The sequence below is a fragment of the Ignatzschineria indica genome (assembly GCF_003121925.1).
GTDB classification, from domain to species: domain Bacteria; phylum Pseudomonadota; class Gammaproteobacteria; order Cardiobacteriales; family Wohlfahrtiimonadaceae; genus Ignatzschineria; species Ignatzschineria indica.
On sequence record NZ_QEWR01000002.1, the window covers coordinates 505,684 to 524,536 of the forward strand.

The following is an 18,853-nucleotide window of genomic DNA, read 5'->3' on the forward strand; positions in this document are numbered from 1 at the left end:
GATGGTGGCGCCGTATCATCCGTATCATCCGTATCATCCGTATCATCCGTATCATCCGTATCATCCGTATCATCCGTGTTTATTATTGCTACTATGCCACCGGCGTAAAGTAGTCGATAATCAACTGTAGATTACGATTTCCTCGCCACTCATTAATGTCGAGCTTAAATGCACAATGAATCTCCCCAACATGATCCACTAATTGATGCGCTTGGAAGAAGGCCATTGCTTCAAAAGACTCCCCATTTCCCGGCGCTCTTAGCGTAAATTTTAAGTGAGTACCTTTGAGAATACGATAATCGAGCACTTCAAAGCGATCATCAAAGATCGGTTCGGGAAATTGCTGTCCCCATGGGAATGCTAACTTAATCTCATCGGCAAATTGCAGATTGAAAGCCGTAGGTGGTAGTGGTCCATCACTGTAAATCTTTTGACTCAAAAGCGCCTCTTGATCCTCTCCATTTTGCGCTAAAAAGCGCTCGATCTCCTCTTCCATCGCCTTCTGGAAATGGGGAATATTCTCCTCCATTAAAGAGAGACCTGCGGCCATCGCATGCCCCCCAAAAGTAACAATCAAGCCAGGATTATCTCGCGCAACATTGCTCATCAGATCTCGAAGATGAATGCCCCGAATAGAGCGCCCTGATCCTTTGACTAATCCCTCATTATCATAAGCGAAGATAAAGGTGGGACGGTAATATTGCTCTTTAATACGAGAAGCAACTATCCCGGTGATTCCTTGATGCCAAGATTGATCATAGAGACAGATCGAAAGTGGCAATGTTTGATCATCTAACGAGATCTCATTGAGGATAAAATCAGCCGTTTCACGCATCTCCTGCTCGATCCGCTTACGCTCCTCATTCATACTAAAGAGCTCCTGCGCAATGGCTCGAGCCTCTTCTGGGCTTTCGGTTAGAAGAAGCTCAATTCCTACCTGCATATTATCGAGTCGACCTGCAGCATTGAGTAGCGGCGCAATTCCAAACCCAATATCACTGGTTGAAAGGCGCGCTTGATTGCGACTAGAGACCTCAATTAACGCCGCAATGCCGGGAATAGTAATCCCTTGGCGCATTCTTAAGAGCCCCTGCTGAGCAATTTTACGATTATTAGCATCAAGTGGCACTAGGTCTGCAACGGTTCCCAGCGCAACAATATCGAGATATTTCCCCATTTTAGGGGCTGGATTCTCCCCAAAATATCCGATCTTTTGCAATCTTGCACGAACACTAGAGAGAAGATAAAAGATCACCCCAACCCCGGCTAATGCTTTACTCGGGAATTGATCTCCCACTAAATTGGGATTCACAATAGCATTGGCATTAGGAAGTGTCTCGGGTGGTAGATGGTGATCGGTCACAATAACATCGATCCCCGCTTCACGCGCAAGAGCAACGCCATCAATATTAGAGATTCCATTATCCACCGTAATGAGTAGATCGGGAGGATTACGTAAAATCTTACGCACTAGAGGTGTTGAAAGTCCATAACCATCTAAGATGCGGTGCGGCACTGTATAGCGGACATGATGACATCCAAACTCCCGCAAAATTCTAACCGCTAAGGCGATACTTGTTGCACCATCAACATCATAATCACCCACAATTAAGATCTCTTTCTGCTCTAAAATCGCATCGACAACAATCGCTGTTGCCTCTTCTATATTACTCAAGCTTTCAAAAGAGTGGAGCCCACGAAGGGAGAGATCGAGCTCTGCCGGATCATCAATGGCTCTCTTTTTTAAGATCTCTTGGAGAAAGGAGGAGTGTTGCGGGGCAATATGGGAATGTTGGGGGGTTCTACGAATAATCTTCATGCGTTCTTTGGTCTTTAACCAATCAATACCTTAATTAACTTAATTAATATTTAATATTTAACGTTATTACTATTACTGATACTTCTAATGCTTCTGATATCGGGCTCTATTATGCCTTTTCTATCAAGAAGATAAAGAGACCATCCCGCTTCTCAAAAGAGAGAAGTTGATGCTCTGTTCGTGCTAAATAGGCTTTAAAATCGATCTCTGCATGGGGATCTGTTGCATAGACTTCTAGTCGATCCCCCTTCTCGGCACGCATCAATGCTTGCTTTGTCTTTAAGATCGGCATGGGACAGTTTAATCCTTTCAGATCGAGCTGAATAACTGCTTTATCATGACACTCACTCATTATTAATCCTCTACTTTTAACGCGCTTAGTAATTTAACTCACTTAACTCACTTGTAAACGAGCCTTATAAAGTTCTCTTATAGACTCATTGATGCTACTCATCGGCATTTATCATTGATATTGATCATCGATATTGATCACCGATTGCTAGCGATGCTTCTAACTTTATGCTTCTAAATTGAAATTAAAGATTGCCGTTGGAAAAGTATAAGCCATCACAATCGCATCTTCCCGTCCATTGATATTACAAGGATAGTAACCTTTCCGCAGACCGACTTGATTAAATCCGATCCGATCATAGAGCCGGCGCGCAGGTTCATTCCCGGCACGGACCTCTAAAAAGAGCGTTGCCAACTTCTCTTTCTCCCCTAATTTTAAGATCGCATCGAGGAGATAGTATCCTAATCGCTTTCCATGATATTGCGGATCAACTGTAATGTGGAGCAGATGCCCTTCATCTAATACAATAGAGACAAAGGCATAACCGATCACGATCTCTTCATCAAGAAGAAGTTTTAAACGAATTACCTTCTGCTGAAAGACGGCAAGTAACTGCTCTCTACTCCAAGGTACAGGATAGGCTCTCTGCTCAATTTCAACAATACTCTCTAAATCTTCTACTGTTGCCGGCACAATTGAGAGCCTTGCAAATAGTGCTGCAATCTCCTCTTCTCTTCTCTTTTCCATCTCTCCTCCCTAATAAAAGATACCTCTCATGAGTATCTTGATCTTTACTGCATCTTGAAACTCTGAACACCCATTGTCGGAACGATTCTATTTATCAATGCTCCTCACAAAAAGAGTCCTATCCCTCATCTATAACAAAGTCATTAAAAGTCATTAAAAGCCGTTAAAACCATTATTTATAGAATAGTAATAGATTGAATCGTAATAGCATACCGCTTAAGCAAGATATTGCCGGCGTAAAAATTTCACATCTTGCCAAAAGTTCGCTTTTAAACGGGAATTTCGCGCATAAACTTTAGGCGAATGGGAGATCACTGCCGGAATAGTAACCCCGTCAAAGGTTAATTGATGGGGTGTTAAACGGAGTGACCCAAAGGGGAGCTCGCTCTGGAGAAGAAATTTAACGCAATTTCGTCCTAGAAGAAAGATTACCTTCGGCTGTAACGCTAAAATCTCCTGCCGTAAGATAGCATAGCAGGCATGCCACTCACTCTCTTCCACATCACGTAATTCAGGCGGCCGACACTTAATAAAGGGAGTAATATAGAGCTCTTCAACCTTAAAACCAACGCGATTCAATGCCTGATAGAAGAAGGACTCATCTGCGCGATCTAAGACTAACCCCTGATACATCTCCTCTTTTAGGGGGATATCCGTAATCACCATCACTGGCGCATCAGGATATTGTCGCGGTAATGTTGCTTGATGCCGTGACTGAGAAAATTCACACCCTCGACACTGCTGAATACTTTCGGCAAATTGTGGCGAATAGATAGAGGAATCTGTCGGAAACTGATAGGGAGTAGGGGTAAATGGTCCTCTCACTGCGATCTTCTCCGGCGCTCTTGGTGCAACCTCTACCTGAAAAGATTGTTGTGGCGCAACACGCTCTTTTAAAACATTGAGATCAGCCGGATTTTGTACCGTTTCCTGTAGCGCTACTCCCTCCCTCTGTGAGACTTGGGGCGATAACGACTCCGATAATGATTCCGATAATGATTTCGATAATGATTCAGTTATTAGAGGCTGCTCTACCTCACCGGAATGTGACGCCGGCGCCTTATCAACAAGATGTGCCCCTGCCATTCCCGCCGCAGATCTCTGATCAGGCGTTTTTCCAGAAGGCCGTTCATCAAAGAGAGAAGCCATCTGATCTTGTAAGCGTATACGCCCCTCTTTCGGCTCTCGCACTAATGGGGCGCTATTTCCACTTTGTGGTGCTTTTTCCTGCTGAAGATGCGCTTGAATTATAGGGAGATCCTCCTGCTTACACCAGGCTTGAATTCCCAACAGCTTCAGATATTCAGCTTGTCTGGTATCCATCTCTCCTACTCCCTATCAAAAAAGAGATGAGGCCTTATCGACCGACCTCATCTGACCCATTAAAATTTTAATAACCTATAAAACAGCATTAGATAATCACAGCGTTAGATAATCGATAATATATAGGCAGATGTCCCATTATCTAAATTATCTAGTTGACCAATCAACTAATCGACTAACCGGTCAGTCGGTCAATCGGCTAATAACTCTAACGTTGTCTTGCTGCTTTTGGCTGGCTCTTGAGTTGTTTTCTCTTACGAAAACGGAAAATTCCATAAACAGGCCCCGATAATCCATAGAGTAATAATACAATAAAGATCGACTCCCCTGGGAAGCGTACCACACAGACCGCTAAGATTCCTAAAGCTAAAACAAGTAGAACCCAAAAGAAAAAAGGAACGGGATTTTGAAAACGGAGATCTTTAAAGCTAAAGAACTTAATATTGGTCACCATCATCAAGCCGGCATAGAGCGTCAATGCTAAAGCGGCATAATCTTTCCATGGTGTCTCTAAACCCACATTTTCTCCAAACCAGACAAGCCCGACCACTATTGCCGCAGCTGTTGGGCTTGGCATTCCCACAAAGAAACGCTTATCCACCTTACCAATCTGCACATTAAAGCGTGCTAAGCGAAGAGCGGCACAAGCAAGATAGATATAGGCCACAAACCAAGAGATTCCACCAATAATATTGAAGTGGCTCTCTTTTAATGCCCAAAGATAGATAATCAGTGCCGGCGCAATTCCAAAGGAGATCAGATCTGATAAAGAATCATATTGCTCGCCAAATGCACTAGAACTATTGGTCATTCTGGCAACGCGACCATCTAAACCGTCGAAGATCATCGCAATAAAGACCAAGATAGCTGCTTGCGTGAAGGTTTGGGGCGAATCTCCCGTATGAGCACCATAATAGGCATCTAATGCCATTAAAATTGCAGAGAAACCGCAGAGCATCGAAGCAGTGGTAATCAAGTTAGGTAATACATAGATCGCATTGCTCTTTTTATGAGGCGCTTTGTTACTCTCTTTCTGTTCAATCATTTTTATCAACACCTAAAATAAGTAGGACGATATTATAGCACCCCTCACTATTTAATTAAGTGTAAGTTGCAGGGAAGTTGTCTATTATCTATTGCTATTGTCTATTGGCTATTATCTATTTCTTAAAATAACCAAAGATAACCAAAGAAAAGTAATAGCTAGAATTGAAGGATTGGGCGAATCGCTCTCATTACTCAACTAAAAGCTGATTGAGACTTAATGGGTACAATTTTTTAGAATCAACAGATCTAATCAGAGGATACTTTAAAAGAAATTCCCCTATAATAGGAAGAAAATAAGAGAAAAGAGGTAATAAAATTGACCTTAACATCCACATTAACATCAACATTCATAGATAATGAAATAGTGAAGTGAGTATTCAATGAATCAGAACAGAGACGACCATAATCGTACAGTAGATAGAGAAAAAACAGCAGAGAAAAGAGGAGAAAACCAGTGCATCATCTCCCTAATCTTAGCAATGGCAGATAATGGCACAATTGGTGATAAGAATGCCCTACCGTGGCATCTTCCTAATGATCTGCAATTTTTTAAAAAGAGCACTATGGGAAAGCCGATTGTTATGGGCCGAAAAACTTACCAATCGATCGGCCGACCACTTCCCGGCAGAACTAATGTTGTAATCTCCCGCTCTTTAGAGAAGGAAACTCTCCCCGGATGCTTAATCTATTCCGATCTCTCAGTTGCGATAGAGGCACTTAAAAAAGAGCCCGAGGTTGAAGAGATTATGATTATGGGGGGCGCGCAGATCTATAGAGCTGCTCTTCCTATGATGGATCGACTCTATCTTACCCATGTACATGCCAATATCGAAGGGGATACCCAGATGCCCCCCTTTGATTTTAGCCATGCAACCCTCATCTTTGAAGAGAAGCATCATAAAGATGAGAAGAATCGATATGATTACACCTTTGAGATTTGGGACTTCAAAAAATAGTAAGAGTTAAGAGCTGAGTAAGAGCAAGAACAAGGCAACAAAAAGGAGCAATATAGATGAGTCAGAAAGAGATCAATCGAAATAGGAGAGATCGAAGTAGAAAAACAGGCTTTCACTACTTCTTAGAGGGTTTTTCCATCATGATGCAGCCGGGATTGAAACGTTTTGTCTTTCTCCCGATTGTTGTCAATATCTTTATTCTTGGAGGTGCTTTTATCTGGCTCTACTTCCAGATCGATGGTTGGATCGCCGCGATTTTAGATTATCTCCCTAACTGGCTTCATTGGCTCCACTTTATCCTCTGGCCACTTATCCTCTTCTCGATCGTACTCGTTTTTGGGTATTTTTTTAGTACTGTCGCAAACATTATCGCCTCCCCTTTCAATAGCCTACTGGCCGAGAAGGTAGAAGAAGAGCGATCTGGCGTGCCGGCAGTAGATCTCTCATGGGCCGCTTTTGCTAAAGATATACCGAGAATGATCCATCGAGAATTGGTTCGTTTAGGTTACTATCTTCCCCGTGCGCTTCTAATCTTAGTGCTCTCCTTCATTCCCGTTATCAATATTGCAGCGCCGGTACTTTGGTTTGTTTTTGCCTCTTGGATGATGGTGATTCAGTATTGTGATTATGCTTTTGATAATCATAAGATCTCTTTTCCTGACATGAAAAATCGCCTTGGAAAGGATCGTCTCTTCAACCTCCCATTTGGCGCTTTAGTCTCACTCTTAACGATGATTCCTATTATCAATCTCTTTATTATGCCCGCAGCTGTCTGTGGGGCAACAGCAATGTGGGTTGATCGATATCGCGCAGATTATTGTTAAGACGAGGTTATTGTTAAGACGAGATAATTGTTAAAAGGGAATGAGATAAAAGGGGATGAGAGATGAAGCGAGATTTAGGGCGGAAAGATAAACGGAAAATTGATAATAAAACCTATAAGGTGCAGCAGAAAGAGACGATTGAGAGGGAACTTGAAGAGGCGGAAATAGCAGAGACGTTAGAGAATCGTTACTGCTCATGGTGCCTCAATAAGAGAGATCATCAGCTGATAGAGGCCCATCGCTTACGTAGAAGCATCTATCAATGTGTTGAATGTGGCAATTACACCGTACAGTGCCGATTTTGTGACAATATGGCGAAAGGGGCTGATAAGAAGAGCTTTGGAAAACTCTTTTCTTGGGATAATGAACGCTGTGCAGAGCATGATGGTTCGATCATTCGCTTTGCACCGCTCGATCCCCCACTTAAAGATATTACCGAATATAAACGATTACTCTCCCTTGAGAATAAAAGCTACAGTTTTGGGGCGACAATCGGCAAACACCTTCTTAGTGAATATTTTACCGATGATGAGCGCTTTGAAATTATTCGATTGAGTAAATCATCCCCAAAAAGTGGGAAAGAGGAGAGATCAGCATCTCAAAATAGAGCTCACCGCGCAATTGTGATTAATGGGTTTCTAAAAGAGCACGATAAAATTTTTGAAGATTGGTGCCGTGCTTTTGAGCTTATTCCCGATAATATTGAGATCTATGGCTTAACATGGGCATCAAAGAATGTGGCAGATTTTACCCGCTCACTTCTCTCCCCTAAGTTTGGAAATATTCTCTCTAAAAAACTTTTTTTAGCGCAACTTGCCTATAGCGCCATTACCAACCCGTGGCATGTCTCGATGAAGAAGGCTGCAGATACCGGGGAGATTTTAGGAAATATCCTCTATCAATGTAAAGAGGGGCCTTACACCTTAATTGCACACTCTTTAGGTTGCCGTGTCATCTTCTATGCACTTGAGCTTCTCAAATACCATCCTGAAATGAAGATCAATAATGTGATTCTTTTAGGAGGAGCGGTCGATAATAATGCTCAAGAGTGGGAAGATTTAACCGCCGCTATTAGTGGCAAGATCTACAATTGTCACTCTATTCACGATGCAACGCTCCATACCACTTACGCAATTGCCAATATCAAACTGAGTAGACCGATTGGTTACTACCCTATTGAGAGCGATAGTGAGCGAATTATTAATATTGATTGCAGCGATATTATCAAAGCACACACAGCGTGGAAGGATCATTACCCAGAGGTCTATCAACGTATTATTAGCAAGACCGGCTCAAATTCCCCCACATAATAGGAAGATCGCTTCTCTACTTTTCAAACCTTGGAGAAAGCGCTAGAATCAATGGTTCACTACAGGAGGGAATAATAGAATGAAAGAGATAGTGATTGATCACCATCAAGATATAAAAAAGAGCTTTAGAGATGCCATGGCGCAACTCGGTGCCGGCGTTAATATTATCACAACAAATGGCGCAATGGGCCGGTGTGGCTTAACGGCAACAGCGGTTGTCTCCATCACTGATACACCTCCGACAATGCTTGTCTCGATCAATCAAAATAGTGCCAGCAACGCCGCCTTTAAAGCTCACAATCGTATGGCAGTCAATATCTTAAGCGCTGAACAGCAAGAAGCTGCAGAATATTTTGGCGGTATGCATCCCGTCTCAATGGAAGAGCGTTTTGAACGCTTTGAGTTTACAGAAGGACCTTCTGATCTGCCTCTGCTTAAGGGGGCTTTAGCTAATTTAGAGGGGCGCGTCACTGCAACTTATGAAGTTGGTACTCATACTCTCTTTATTCTTGAACTCGATTATATGGCAATTAGTGATGATCAGAATGCAGGGCTTCTATATTTCAATCGCCAATTTCGCCAGATTGATAAATAGATCATCCTGCTCCTATCATTTAGATCAATACTACGCTAAATCTTAACAACATATCGCCCCCGAATTTGACCGGCAATCATCTTCTTAGCAGTAGGTATCGCCTCTTGTAAGGTGATCTCATCAACCTGCGAGCGAATCTCTGCGCTACAAATATTCTCACTCAAGAGTTTCCACGCTTTGAGTCGTGCCGATCGGGGGGCCATTACACTATCAATACCGGCAAGTGTAACACCGCGCAGAATAAAAGGTGCCACACTTCCAGGAAGATCCATTCCACGCGCTAAACCGCAAGCGGCAACAACACCACCATATTGAATCTGCGCACAGATATTAACAAGCGGGATCGAGCCTAAAACATCAATCGCACCTTGGTATTGCCCCTTCTGTAGTACGCGCCCTGCCTCATAATAGCTTCGCGCATCTTCAACTCGTTTAGCCCCAATCTGAGTGAAAAACTCCGGTTGATCTATTTTCGAAGTGAGCGCTACCGCCTCAAAATCTAATTGAGAGAGAAGCATGATAGCAACCATCCCTACTCCTCCTGTCGCACCAGATACAAGGATCTCTCCTCCTTCCGGCGTTAAACCTAGTTCTAATAATCTTGCGACTGAAAGTGCCGCAGTATATCCGGCTGTCCCGAATGCCATTACATCAAAAGAGGTATAGTTGTCGGGCAGATGTAAAAGCTGTTCCCCCTTAAGATAAGCTCTCTCACTTAAGCCGCCATAATGACTCTCACCTAAACCTAATCCGTTGATAAATACCTGATCTCCTACCTTTACCGCATCTGATTGCGTCTCTAAAACACGACCGGCAAGATCAATCCCCGGAATCATTGGGAAACGGCGGGCGATCTTCCCCTGATTAGTGATTGCTAATGCATCTTTATAGTTAAGCGTCGAATACTCAACCTCAACCAATGTATCTCCCTCCTCACGGTGGAGTTCATCGAGTGTAACGGATGTAAGAGAACAGCTAAAACTTGGGGTATCCTGCAGATAGAGGGCTTGAAACATCTTTTACTCCTTCTTTTTATTCTTCATTCTTTATCGATAGATCTTATAGACTTATAGATTTAGGGTAGACCCATCTTTGGTAAAAGTAAATAAAGGAGCACCTCTACCCCCCCTATCGATGCTTCTCTCGCTAGAGTATTCTCTAAACTCTTAATGCAACAGAAACAGAGATAGTAGATAGGAATTATTGGGAAGTAAACAAAAAACAAGCAAAAAAACTGGTTCTAACGTAACGTTAAAACCAGTAAAATATTAGGCATATCCATTCAAATAAACATTTAATAGACGAAATGCATTGATGATTTGAACTTGTTATTGCCTACTACTAGGGAATGAGTAATAGTCTAACTGAGCTTTCGCTTTACGCTATTGATATAAAGCAAGTTTCCATCTCTAGCAACATGATCTATATCATATTCCCCCTCTTATGAAAAAAGTAGACAATAAAAGTATAGAAATAATTTACATAAATATTACAAATTCATAAAAATTCATAATAAATAGCTGTAAAACTTTTACAAAGTGCTTACAAAGAGCTTACAAAGCGTTTACAAAACCTCTATAAATTATTTATAAAATCTTTAAATTAGCAAAGCTTAAAACTAAAACCTTACGTCCTGATTCGGAGAATTCTACGATCACTCGGGTACTTGCGCCAACCCCCTCAAATCCTTGAATCACACCATCACCAAATTTGGGGTGAGAGACAAACTGACCAATCTTATATCCATCAATATTATCTTCAAACTGTTCTCGCTTCCCAGCCTTACTACTAGGTAATGTTTGTCGAATCGCAATCGCCGGACCGATCATCTCAACAAGATGAGAGGGTATATCTCGGATAAAACGGGAGGGTGGCATCCGGAGCGTCTTACCATAGATCATCCGCTGCTCTGCCCCTAAAAGGTAGAGAACCTTTTCTGCCCGAGTAATACCAACATATGCCAATCGGCGCTCCTCCTCTAAACGATCAGCCTCTTGAATGGAAGCATCACTTGGGAACATGCCATCTTCCATCCCTACTAAAAAGACAATGGGAAACTCCAAACCTTTTGAGGCATGGAGCGTCATCAATTGAATTGAATCCTCTCCTGCTTCCGCCTGCGCATCACTAGAATCGAGTGATGTCTGCCCCATAAAGGCATCGAGTTGCTCTCTTGTCGTTAAGGATTGAATATCCACAGGATCATCACTAAAAGCTAACTCCACCTGGTCACTCATCATAAAGTACTCTGCTGCTGTGATGAGCTCATTGAGGTTATCGATCCGATCTTCTCCTCGATTGAGTGGTTCCTTCTTATATTGTGCTTTTAATCCGCTCTGCTCAATAGCGTAAGCAAAGAATTGATCGAGCTTCATCTCTTCAACTTTCTGCATAAGATCATGAATCTGCTCACTATAGGCAAGAAGAACATTATGAGCCCTTGTGCTAAGCTGCTGCCCCTCAAGAAGATGCTGCATCGACTCCCAAAGAGAGATTCTCTGCTGTGCGGCATATTCTCGAATCGTCTCAATCGTCGCTTGCCCAATTCCTTTTGGCGGTGTAGTCATACTGCGTTCAAGCGAGACATCATCGTTGGGATTTACCACCATGCGCAGATAAGCCATAATATCTTTGATCTCCGCACGATCGAAGAAGCGTAGACCACCATAGACTCGATAAGGGATCTGTCCACGCAGTAACAGCTCCTCAAAGAGTCGAGATTGCGCATTTGAGCGGTAGAGAATTGCAATATCCGATTTCTGATATCCCTCTTTTAATCGCTCTTTAATGGTCTCCACAACAAAACGCGCCTCATCATAACCATCGGTTCCACGATAGAGAATGATCGGTTGTGTCGACTCATTATCGGTCCAGAGCCGCTTCTCTAAACGGGTATCATTCTTCTCAATAACATGGTTGGCCGCCTCTAAGATCGCCTTAGTAGAGCGGTAATTCTGCTCTAATCGAACAGTTGTTACCCCCTCAAAATGCGTATCGAAATGGAGAATATTCTCCACTTTTGCTCCCCGCCAGCCATAGATTGACTGATCATCATCCCCCACAACAAAGAGATTATGATGCTTGCCGGAGAGTAGCTGTAACCAAGCATATTGCACACTATTGGTATCTTGAAACTCATCGACTAAGACAAACTTAAAGCGCTCTTGATAGTGATTTAAGATTGCTTGATGGGTTCGAAGGAGCTCTACTGTTCTTAAAAGTATCTCTGAAAAATCAACGAGCCCCGACTGTTCACACAGTGTCTGATAATCGTGATAGAGCTGGACGAGATTTTTGGTAAAGGCATCATTATAGACCTCGATATGTTGCGCTCGACGCCCCTCTTCTTTATGCCCATTAATAAAATTGGCTAATACACGTGGCTGATAGAGCTTCTCATCTAAGCCCCTTGCCCGAATAACGCGGCGACAGAGACGCACTTGGTCATCACTATCAAGAATTTGGAAATTTTCAATCAATCCTGCATCGCGATGATGAAGGCGCAAAATACGATGACAGAGGGAGTGAAAGGTGCCGATCCACATACCTCTTAATGAAAATTTAAGAGTATCCTCTAATCGCGTACGCATCTCAAATGCTGCCTTATTGGTAAAGGTAACCGCCAAAATACCAAAAGGCTCTGCTTGCTCAGTCTCTAATAACCAAGCGATTCTAGAGATTAAAACACGCGTCTTCCCCGATCCTGCACCCGCCAATACGCGAACAGGCCCAAGCGGTGCAGTCACTGCTTCATATTGACTCTCATTTAATTGTTCTAAATAACTCATTTATCTTGCCGGAATAATTTATCGTGATATAAATAAAGGTAGAGTTGATTAAAGTTAGTTGATATCAATTGATTGGGTCTGATCAAAACCGATCGAGCTAATTCAGCCGATTTAGCTGACTAAGCTGGCTAAGCTGACTATATTGATAAGTCTAATGATCCCCTAATAAATAGGTTATCAATAAAATTATTAATAAAAGCTACAAGTCTGCTTATAGAATAACAAAGGGACTCAAACAATTTTATTAGCAATATTCTCGCTAACACTCATTAACTTCTGTAATCACTCTTATAAAAAGAATAAGTGGGTTTGATACTAATTGATACTGTATGATTTCAGCTGACCCACTATAATAGAGAGCAATTATACCTTTTATTGATTTCAAATGAGATAGGAAAAATGATTGATACAAAAACACCCACACGTGAACTCAGTATGACTGTCTTAATGACACCGGATATGGTTAACTTTTCAGGAAATATTCATGGGGGCAATATTCTTAAGCTCCTCGACCAAGTCGCCTATGCTTGTGCGAGCCAATATGCGGGATCCTATGTTGTTACCCTTTCGGTCGATAAAGTGGTCTTTAAACAACCCATCTATGTTCAAGAGCTTGTTACATTCCATGCAAACGTCAACTATGTTGGGCGCACTTCTATGGAGATTGGTATCCGTGTTGAAGCCAAAAACATTAAGACTCGTGAAGTACGCCACACAAATAGCTGCTATTTCACTATGGTTGCGATCAATGATAATGGCACTCCGACCCCCGTGCCAAAATTAGAGATTCGTAATCGCACCGATCAACGTCGCTTTGATAATGCGGTACTTCGCCTCAACTCTCGCTTAGCATTTGATAAAGCGCAGATCAAAGAGGAAGATGAAGAGTAACTTCTAGACTGAGTCTTAGATTCATCAATCTTATCGATTATCTCAGCTAGCACTATTGCAATGCTTTTGAAAACCTAGACAGAGAGATCTGTTTAGGTTTTATTTTATTAGGCCTCTGATTGACTTTTTTATTGAGTTTATTATTGTATGTTCTATTACTAAGCTGACTCATACTCTTCATGGGAAATCTTCGGTGCTAATAACCAATTGAAGGGGAAGATCGAGGCAAGACCGACTGCAACAACTATCGTTACAAGCGTCAAAAATAGCGCTACCGGCAATGTTAAAGCAATTTGAGAGTGTGCTAACGCAGTTAAAACAATTACACAGATAATAGGATGGATCAGATAGACGCCTAACGCCTTAGGTGCAACGCTCTCTAAAAAGGCAAGATAGCGGATACCATAGACAATCACCATGCCAAACATGCCTAGAAGTGACATAAAGAGTAGATAATAGATAATCGCCTCTTGTAGAGGAAGATGATAGAGCGTTCTAAATGAGAGAGGATGAGGATAGTGGATAAAACCAAAATAGGCGGAAGCTAAACCGATCGCTAATAGAAGGAGCGGAAGATAGATGGGTGCAGAGCGCCAGCGATGAATCGCTTCATGAGTGATGCGGCGACCTAAAAAGAAGATAGGAAAATAAGCGACAATAGAGAAAAGGCCTGAATAAGGTAGTCCATAGAAGAAGGCAATAAATCCGATGATGGAGAAGATAATCATCGTTATGACAGGATGATGGCGTAATTCTGCATGCATCTTACTAAAACCTTGCCAGAGCGGAACGGCAATAATAAACCAGACGCCATCGAGCGGCTCGATAAAAAACTTCAAAAGCGAAAACTCCCCAGCAATTATTGCCGGAATCGTATTAATCAACTGAAAACCACTGCAGGTGATAATTGCCGGAATGACCGCCTTTTTAATCTCTTTCAATGAAATATCTTGCGTCAAATAGGCAGCAATAAAGACAAACATTGGGATTAAAAATGTATCGAGTGTAAAGACAATCCCATCAAGAACCCTACTCTCTGGTATGACGCGCACTAAAAAGTAGCTCAATACAATGAGATTACTCAATATAAACCGTAATGTTTGCCAAAAGGGCTTCGGCGCATCGACCATCCTCTCACCTCGTCTCTCAGTTTCCCAAGTTTTAGATCTGCAACTATTTAAGTGGTTTTCGATCTTCCAACCGCAACCTCTCTTTAAAATAACCTCTCAAGATTATACCCAATTATGATTAAGAATATCTGATCAAGATAACTATTGATGATCATTAACTTTCAATCATTAATTCTTAAGAGAATTCGTTGAAAGGCGAGAACCAACTATCCTGCTCTTTTCACCACTGCATGCCCGCGGTTTGGCATCGATGATGCCCCATGCCGGCGCGCAATCTCTGGAAGAACGCGATGGTGAGATCCGGCAGCGTTCAGCCTATTTTGCTTCTGATTCAAGCAATCGTTCTTAAGAAGATTCGTTAAAAGGCATGGAGTCAATCCATCTTACTCTTTTCACCACTGCATGCCCGCAGGTTGGTATCGATGATACCGGGACAATTTCTGGTAATCGAATAATTGCCAACTGCCGGCGCGTAATCTCTGGAAGAACGCGATAGTAAGATCCGGCAACGTTCAGCCTATTTTGCTTCTGATTCAAGCAATCGTTCTTAAGAAGATTCGTTAAAAGGCGTGAGTCAACCCATCTTACTCTTTTCACCACTGCATGCCCGCAGGTTGGTATCGATGATACCGGGAAAATTTCTGGTAATCGAATAGTTGCCAACTGCCGGCGCGTAATCTCTGGAAGAACGCGATAGTAAGATCCGGCAGTGTTCAGCCTATTTATTTCAATAGATAATTACCCAAATAACCCTTATGATTGCTCAAAACCGAAGGCTTGCACATCGGCAATATCTTCCTTGCCCCAGATCGCCATCAGTAGACGATCGACGCCTAAAGCAACACCACTACAAAATGGCAGCTGATCTAAACTCTCTAAAAGGAGATGATCGATCGGAACAGCCTCATATCCAATCTCTTGCCGTACGCTATTTTCTGCCTCAAAGCGAGCTCTCTGCTCCTGACTCTCTGTGAGCTCTTCATAACCATTGGCTAGCTCTAATCCCTGCCAGTAAGTTTCAAATCGTTTTCCAACGAGATTTCCATCATCATCATCTGTAACAATCTTCGCTAGTGAAGCTTGAGTTGCCGGATAATGATAGAGAAAAGTGACTCTATTTCGATCAAACTGTGGCTCTAAGAGATGAGAGACAATAAGATCGAGCGCTTCATCCCGATCTCTTGGCATAAAAGTCAAAGAGAGATCTTTAGATTCAATAAATGCGATTAATGCATCGAGCGTCATAGAGAAAGGATCGATCCCTAAAAATTTCTGAAAAGCCGCTTGATAACTATAAGATTCTCGCTCAAGATCCTTCCCACTTAAAATACGAATAAGGCGATAGACCTCCTCCATGAGGGTCTCTAGATCAAATCCTTCTCGATACCACTCTAGCATCGTAAATTCTGGATTATGGCGATGACTCAACTCCCCATCTCGAAAAACCTTGCCTAAATAGTAACAAGATCCAGAACCTGCTGCTAAAAGGCGCTTCATATGATATTCAGGAGAAGTGATTAGATAAGTTTCGCAATTATGAAGCTTTCCAGGCCCGGTATAACAAGACTTAAAGTTGAGTAGCGCAGGATCAGGATTGCCAAATTGACTCATAATCGGGGTATCAACTTCAACCACCTCCTCTAAGAAGAAGTAATCGCGAATGGTACGAAACAGCTCACCCCGTTGCCATAATTTATCTCGTAAATTCTTAATCTCTCTGCTCAATGTTTAGCTCCCTTTCTAGCTTAAAATCTACTTTAACTTGTTGAGATCTTTATCAGCTTTATCGACGCTTGCACTCTTCAAGTTAATAATATTGCATTAATAAATATGACATTGACAATATGACATTAACAACATTGCACTTTGTCGACAATAGTCGATTAAAACCTCGATAAAATGCCGATTATCATGATCTCATTAAAACCTTCCCTCATAATATAGTGCATATTTTTTCTAACTTTGATCTTTTCACTCATTTTATTCATTTTTCTTTCGAAAAGAATCGATAACGGAAGAAAGCCCCAACATTAGTTTAACGATTTCGATCTCACTATCTCCTGCAACTATCGTGATTTAACGACTCTCCTACCTCACTTACTGCCTTGCGCTCATCACAATTCCCTCTTCGAATAATTTTATTCTCAAATCGTATTATTTACTACTTGCAAATAAGAATAATTATTATTAGTATGTAGAAAGCGATCATCGATAAGAGGAATTAATGATGTATATTTGTCTTTGCAATGGGATTACTGATAAAGCAATTGTTGAAGCTGTCGAAAATGGCGTGACAACGTTTGAAGCACTCCAAGCGCAGCTAGGTGTTGCAACAGGTTGTGGTTCTTGTGCCGATATTGCTAGAAGTCTATTGCCGGGAGAAGCATCTCCTCAATCGGCCCATAATCCTATCCCCCAGGCTTATGAGTTGCGATAGTTATCACGAAAATTGTCGATACAAATCAGCAAATATTTCGCTCTATCAGAACGTAAAAAGAGCGTTTCAAAAATCACAAAAAAATCTCAGAGAATTGATTAAATCCTCTGAGATTTTTAATTATGACTCTCAAACTCACCACTACTCTCAATAACAACTATCAATCATTACTATCAAATTACTATCAATAATAATTGAGCGTTGCAGATAGAGTATTGATAAATTATAACTGAGCGATAATCTTAACCATTTTAACTATTTTTGAAACCATCTTTATTTAGATATGTTCATTTTAGATCGTTGATAAGCTCTTCTATTTATTGAATGGAGAAATGGAGACTAAATAGAGGATCTCTAGCAACGATTAACTCTGTCAACGATTAAATTATCGCTCAATTTACGTCACATATGATGCCAAACTCAATGCCTCATTGAATAATCGATAATAATGAGAGATCCAGGCAATGAGATGATGAAATGATGAAGATCAGCCGTCTATCAATGATCTCATCAGATCTAGTGCATAAAATTGAGCGCTACTTCTTCTCAATTAACTGTTGAAGATAGATCTCTAAGCCTAACACTTCGATATTCTCTCTCTCAGTCTCAAGCCAATCGATATACTCTTCACTCTCATCGAGAAGTCCTTCTAAAAGCTCGCGTGAGACATAATCTTGCACCTCTTCTAAATGTGCAATCGCCTCAACTAAAACAGCACGCTTCTGATATTCACGATCAAGATCACACTTTAAGATCTCAGGAACATCCTCTCCGATTAGTAATTTTCCTAACTCTTGTAAATTAGGAAGCCCTTCAAGCAGAAGAATACGCTCAATAAGATCATCAGATTCTTTCATATCTTGAATCGATTTTTTATAGACAGGATGCCCTAACCCCTCAAAACCCCAATTCTTCAAGATACGCGCATGAAGAAAATATTGGTTGATAGAGATTAGATATTGTCCTAATACCTTATTCAGCTGTAGTAATACTGAACGTTCAACTTTCATATTGTTTACCTCGACTCTCTCAATAGATCTAATCTTCTCAAGATCTATCTTAAATGCTAATCCTTAGAAGATCCTAATGATCATTAAAACCATTAGGATCATGATGATAATCCTTAAGCAATGAATCCTTAAGCAATCTCATTTTGGAGATAGAGTGGTAACCCAATAGTCTTGATAAGACGAAGTTGTTTCTCTAACCAGTGAGCATGATCTTCTTCAGTATCTTTTAACTGCTCAACTAACATCTCACGCGTAACATAATCTTGCTTCTCTTCACAGAGCGCAATACCTTTCTTCAATGCTTCACGCACTGACAGTTCAAGATTGAGATCGCTCTGAAGCATCTCTTCAACTGTCGAGCCGATATTGATCGCATCGGGCACCATCTTTGGAATACCTTCTAACATTAAAATACGCTCAATAATCTTTTTCGCATGTTCAGTTTCATCATCCATCTCATGGAAGATTCGTTCAAATAACTTCTGATATCCCCATTCGTTGTACATTGTTGCATGGATGAAATATTGATCTCTCGCTGCTAACTCACCAGCAAGAAGAACATTTAGGTAATCGATAACGTCTTTATTCCCTTTCATTTTATATTCCCTCTTTATTATTGAAATGATCGAAATGATTGAATCGGACGATCGCTACAACTCAATGCAACGACTTAACTTACGCTAC

Annotated in this window: 19 protein-coding genes; 6 read left to right on the top strand and 13 right to left on the bottom strand. The window is 41.5% G+C overall.

The window, feature by feature from the left end:
- Positions 1–91: 91 nt before the first annotated feature.
- From recJ to pssA, 5 genes are all read right to left on the bottom strand, one after another.
- Positions 92–1,819 carry a single-stranded-DNA-specific exonuclease RecJ gene (gene recJ, locus DC082_RS02280; protein ID WP_109235577.1) on the bottom strand — a complete coding sequence of 576 codons (1,728 nt, stop codon included), beginning with the start codon at positions 1,817–1,819 and terminating at the stop codon, positions 92–94.
- Between the two features lie 109 nt (positions 1,820–1,928).
- Positions 1,929–2,171: a sulfurtransferase TusA family protein gene (locus DC082_RS02285; protein WP_109235578.1), complete on the bottom strand. Its 243-nt coding sequence runs from the start codon at positions 2,169–2,171 to the stop codon at positions 1,929–1,931.
- A gap of 165 nt (positions 2,172–2,336) precedes the next feature.
- A complete protein-coding gene (gene rimI / locus DC082_RS02290; protein WP_109235579.1) occupies positions 2,337–2,858 on the bottom strand; it encodes a ribosomal protein S18-alanine N-acetyltransferase in 522 nt (173 codons plus the stop codon).
- Positions 2,859–3,074: 216 nt separating this feature from the next.
- The gene (locus DC082_RS02295) at positions 3,075–4,181 is read right to left on the bottom strand and encodes a uracil-DNA glycosylase (RefSeq protein WP_109235580.1); all 1,107 of its coding nucleotides are present in this window, start codon (positions 4,179–4,181) and stop codon (positions 3,075–3,077) included.
- A 208-nt stretch (positions 4,182–4,389) separates the two neighbouring features.
- Entirely contained in the window at positions 4,390–5,226 is an 837-nt protein-coding gene (pssA, locus tag DC082_RS02300; protein WP_109235581.1) for a CDP-diacylglycerol--serine O-phosphatidyltransferase, read from the bottom strand.
- Positions 5,227–5,608: 382 nt separating this feature from the next.
- Here pssA and dfrI point away from each other — a divergent pair, with 382 nt between their 5' ends.
- The 4 genes from dfrI (at position 5,609) to DC082_RS02320 (ending at position 8,913) form a co-directional block, all read left to right on the top strand.
- A complete protein-coding gene (dfrI, locus tag DC082_RS02305) occupies positions 5,609–6,184 on the top strand; it encodes a trimethoprim-resistant dihydrofolate reductase DfrI (RefSeq protein ID WP_109235582.1) in 576 nt (191 codons plus the stop codon).
- 56 nt (positions 6,185–6,240) lie between these two features.
- Positions 6,241–7,008 (top strand): sulfate transporter CysZ, encoded by a 768-nt coding sequence (cysZ, locus tag DC082_RS02310; RefSeq protein WP_109235583.1) that lies wholly within the window; start codon positions 6,241–6,243, stop codon positions 7,006–7,008.
- Between the two features lie 62 nt (positions 7,009–7,070).
- On the top strand, positions 7,071–8,318 hold the full coding sequence (locus tag DC082_RS02315; RefSeq protein ID WP_109235584.1) for a DUF726 domain-containing protein: 1,248 nt from the start codon (positions 7,071–7,073) through the stop codon (positions 8,316–8,318).
- 79 nt (positions 8,319–8,397) lie between these two features.
- Entirely contained in the window at positions 8,398–8,913 is a 516-nt protein-coding gene (locus tag DC082_RS02320) for a flavin reductase (protein ID WP_109201477.1), read from the top strand.
- A gap of 35 nt (positions 8,914–8,948) precedes the next feature.
- Here the strand turns inward: DC082_RS02320 and DC082_RS02325 are convergent, their stop codons facing one another.
- Positions 8,949–9,929 carry an MDR family oxidoreductase gene (locus tag DC082_RS02325; RefSeq protein WP_109235585.1) on the bottom strand — a complete coding sequence of 327 codons (981 nt, stop codon included), beginning with the start codon at positions 9,927–9,929 and terminating at the stop codon, positions 8,949–8,951.
- 570 nt (positions 9,930–10,499) lie between these two features.
- On the bottom strand, positions 10,500–12,701 hold the full coding sequence (gene uvrD, locus DC082_RS02330) for a DNA helicase II (RefSeq protein WP_109235586.1): 2,202 nt from the start codon (positions 12,699–12,701) through the stop codon (positions 10,500–10,502).
- Between the two features lie 399 nt (positions 12,702–13,100).
- Between uvrD and DC082_RS02335 the strand changes: the two genes are divergently transcribed.
- Positions 13,101–13,592: an acyl-CoA thioesterase gene (locus tag DC082_RS02335; protein WP_094567275.1), complete on the top strand. Its 492-nt coding sequence runs from the start codon at positions 13,101–13,103 to the stop codon at positions 13,590–13,592.
- 158 nt (positions 13,593–13,750) lie between these two features.
- Here the strand turns inward: DC082_RS02335 and DC082_RS02340 are convergent, their stop codons facing one another.
- The 4 genes from DC082_RS02340 to epmA form a co-directional block, all read right to left on the bottom strand.
- The gene (locus DC082_RS02340; protein ID WP_109235587.1) at positions 13,751–14,722 is read right to left on the bottom strand and encodes a hypothetical protein; all 972 of its coding nucleotides are present in this window, start codon (positions 14,720–14,722) and stop codon (positions 13,751–13,753) included.
- 206 nt (positions 14,723–14,928) lie between these two features.
- A complete protein-coding gene (locus tag DC082_RS10980) occupies positions 14,929–15,057 on the bottom strand; it encodes a hypothetical protein (protein WP_268245766.1) in 129 nt (42 codons plus the stop codon).
- 10 nt (positions 15,058–15,067) lie between these two features.
- A complete protein-coding gene (locus tag DC082_RS10630; protein ID WP_133243674.1) occupies positions 15,068–15,259 on the bottom strand; it encodes a hypothetical protein in 192 nt (63 codons plus the stop codon).
- A 216-nt stretch (positions 15,260–15,475) separates the two neighbouring features.
- Positions 15,476–16,447 carry an EF-P lysine aminoacylase EpmA gene (gene epmA, locus DC082_RS02345; RefSeq protein WP_229821535.1) on the bottom strand — a complete coding sequence of 324 codons (972 nt, stop codon included), beginning with the start codon at positions 16,445–16,447 and terminating at the stop codon, positions 15,476–15,478.
- A 499-nt stretch (positions 16,448–16,946) separates the two neighbouring features.
- Between epmA and DC082_RS02350 the strand changes: the two genes are divergently transcribed.
- The gene (locus DC082_RS02350) at positions 16,947–17,159 is read left to right on the top strand and encodes a bacterioferritin-associated ferredoxin (protein WP_275665707.1); all 213 of its coding nucleotides are present in this window, start codon (positions 16,947–16,949) and stop codon (positions 17,157–17,159) included.
- Between the two features lie 536 nt (positions 17,160–17,695).
- Here the strand turns inward: DC082_RS02350 and bfr (DC082_RS02355) are convergent.
- Both bfr (DC082_RS02355) and bfr (DC082_RS02360) read right to left on the bottom strand, forming a co-directional pair.
- Positions 17,696–18,169 (bottom strand): bacterioferritin, encoded by a 474-nt coding sequence (gene bfr / locus DC082_RS02355; RefSeq protein WP_094567272.1) that lies wholly within the window; start codon positions 18,167–18,169, stop codon positions 17,696–17,698.
- A gap of 128 nt (positions 18,170–18,297) precedes the next feature.
- Positions 18,298–18,765 (bottom strand): bacterioferritin, encoded by a 468-nt coding sequence (gene bfr, locus DC082_RS02360; protein WP_109235589.1) that lies wholly within the window; start codon positions 18,763–18,765, stop codon positions 18,298–18,300.
- Positions 18,766–18,853: the final 88 nt, after the last annotated feature.

Coding starts and splice junctions, on each gene's coding strand:
- recJ (WP_109235577.1), bottom strand. CDS start 1,819: ATGAAGATTATTCGTAGAACCCCCCAACATTCCCATATTGCCCCGCAA.
- DC082_RS02285 (WP_109235578.1), bottom strand. CDS start 2,171: ATGAGTGAGTGTCATGATAAAGCAGTTATTCAGCTCGATCTGAAAGGA.
- rimI (WP_109235579.1), bottom strand. CDS start 2,858: ATGGAAAAGAGAAGAGAAGAGGAGATTGCAGCACTATTTGCAAGGCTC.
- DC082_RS02295 (WP_109235580.1), bottom strand. CDS start 4,181: ATGGATACCAGACAAGCTGAATATCTGAAGCTGTTGGGAATTCAAGCC.
- pssA (WP_109235581.1), bottom strand. CDS start 5,226: ATGATTGAACAGAAAGAGAGTAACAAAGCGCCTCATAAAAAGAGCAAT.
- dfrI (WP_109235582.1), top strand. CDS start 5,609: ATGAATCAGAACAGAGACGACCATAATCGTACAGTAGATAGAGAAAAA.
- cysZ (WP_109235583.1), top strand. CDS start 6,241: ATGAGTCAGAAAGAGATCAATCGAAATAGGAGAGATCGAAGTAGAAAA.
- DC082_RS02315 (WP_109235584.1), top strand. CDS start 7,071: ATGAAGCGAGATTTAGGGCGGAAAGATAAACGGAAAATTGATAATAAA.
- DC082_RS02320 (WP_109201477.1), top strand. CDS start 8,398: ATGAAAGAGATAGTGATTGATCACCATCAAGATATAAAAAAGAGCTTT.
- DC082_RS02325 (WP_109235585.1), bottom strand. CDS start 9,929: ATGTTTCAAGCCCTCTATCTGCAGGATACCCCAAGTTTTAGCTGTTCT.
- uvrD (WP_109235586.1), bottom strand. CDS start 12,701: ATGAGTTATTTAGAACAATTAAATGAGAGTCAATATGAAGCAGTGACT.
- DC082_RS02335 (WP_094567275.1), top strand. CDS start 13,101: ATGATTGATACAAAAACACCCACACGTGAACTCAGTATGACTGTCTTA.
- DC082_RS02340 (WP_109235587.1), bottom strand. CDS start 14,722: ATGGTCGATGCGCCGAAGCCCTTTTGGCAAACATTACGGTTTATATTG.
- DC082_RS02350 (WP_275665707.1), top strand. CDS start 16,947: ATGATGTATATTTGTCTTTGCAATGGGATTACTGATAAAGCAATTGTT.
- bfr (WP_094567272.1), bottom strand. CDS start 18,169: ATGAAAGTTGAACGTTCAGTATTACTACAGCTGAATAAGGTATTAGGA.
- bfr (WP_109235589.1), bottom strand. CDS start 18,765: ATGAAAGGGAATAAAGACGTTATCGATTACCTAAATGTTCTTCTTGCT.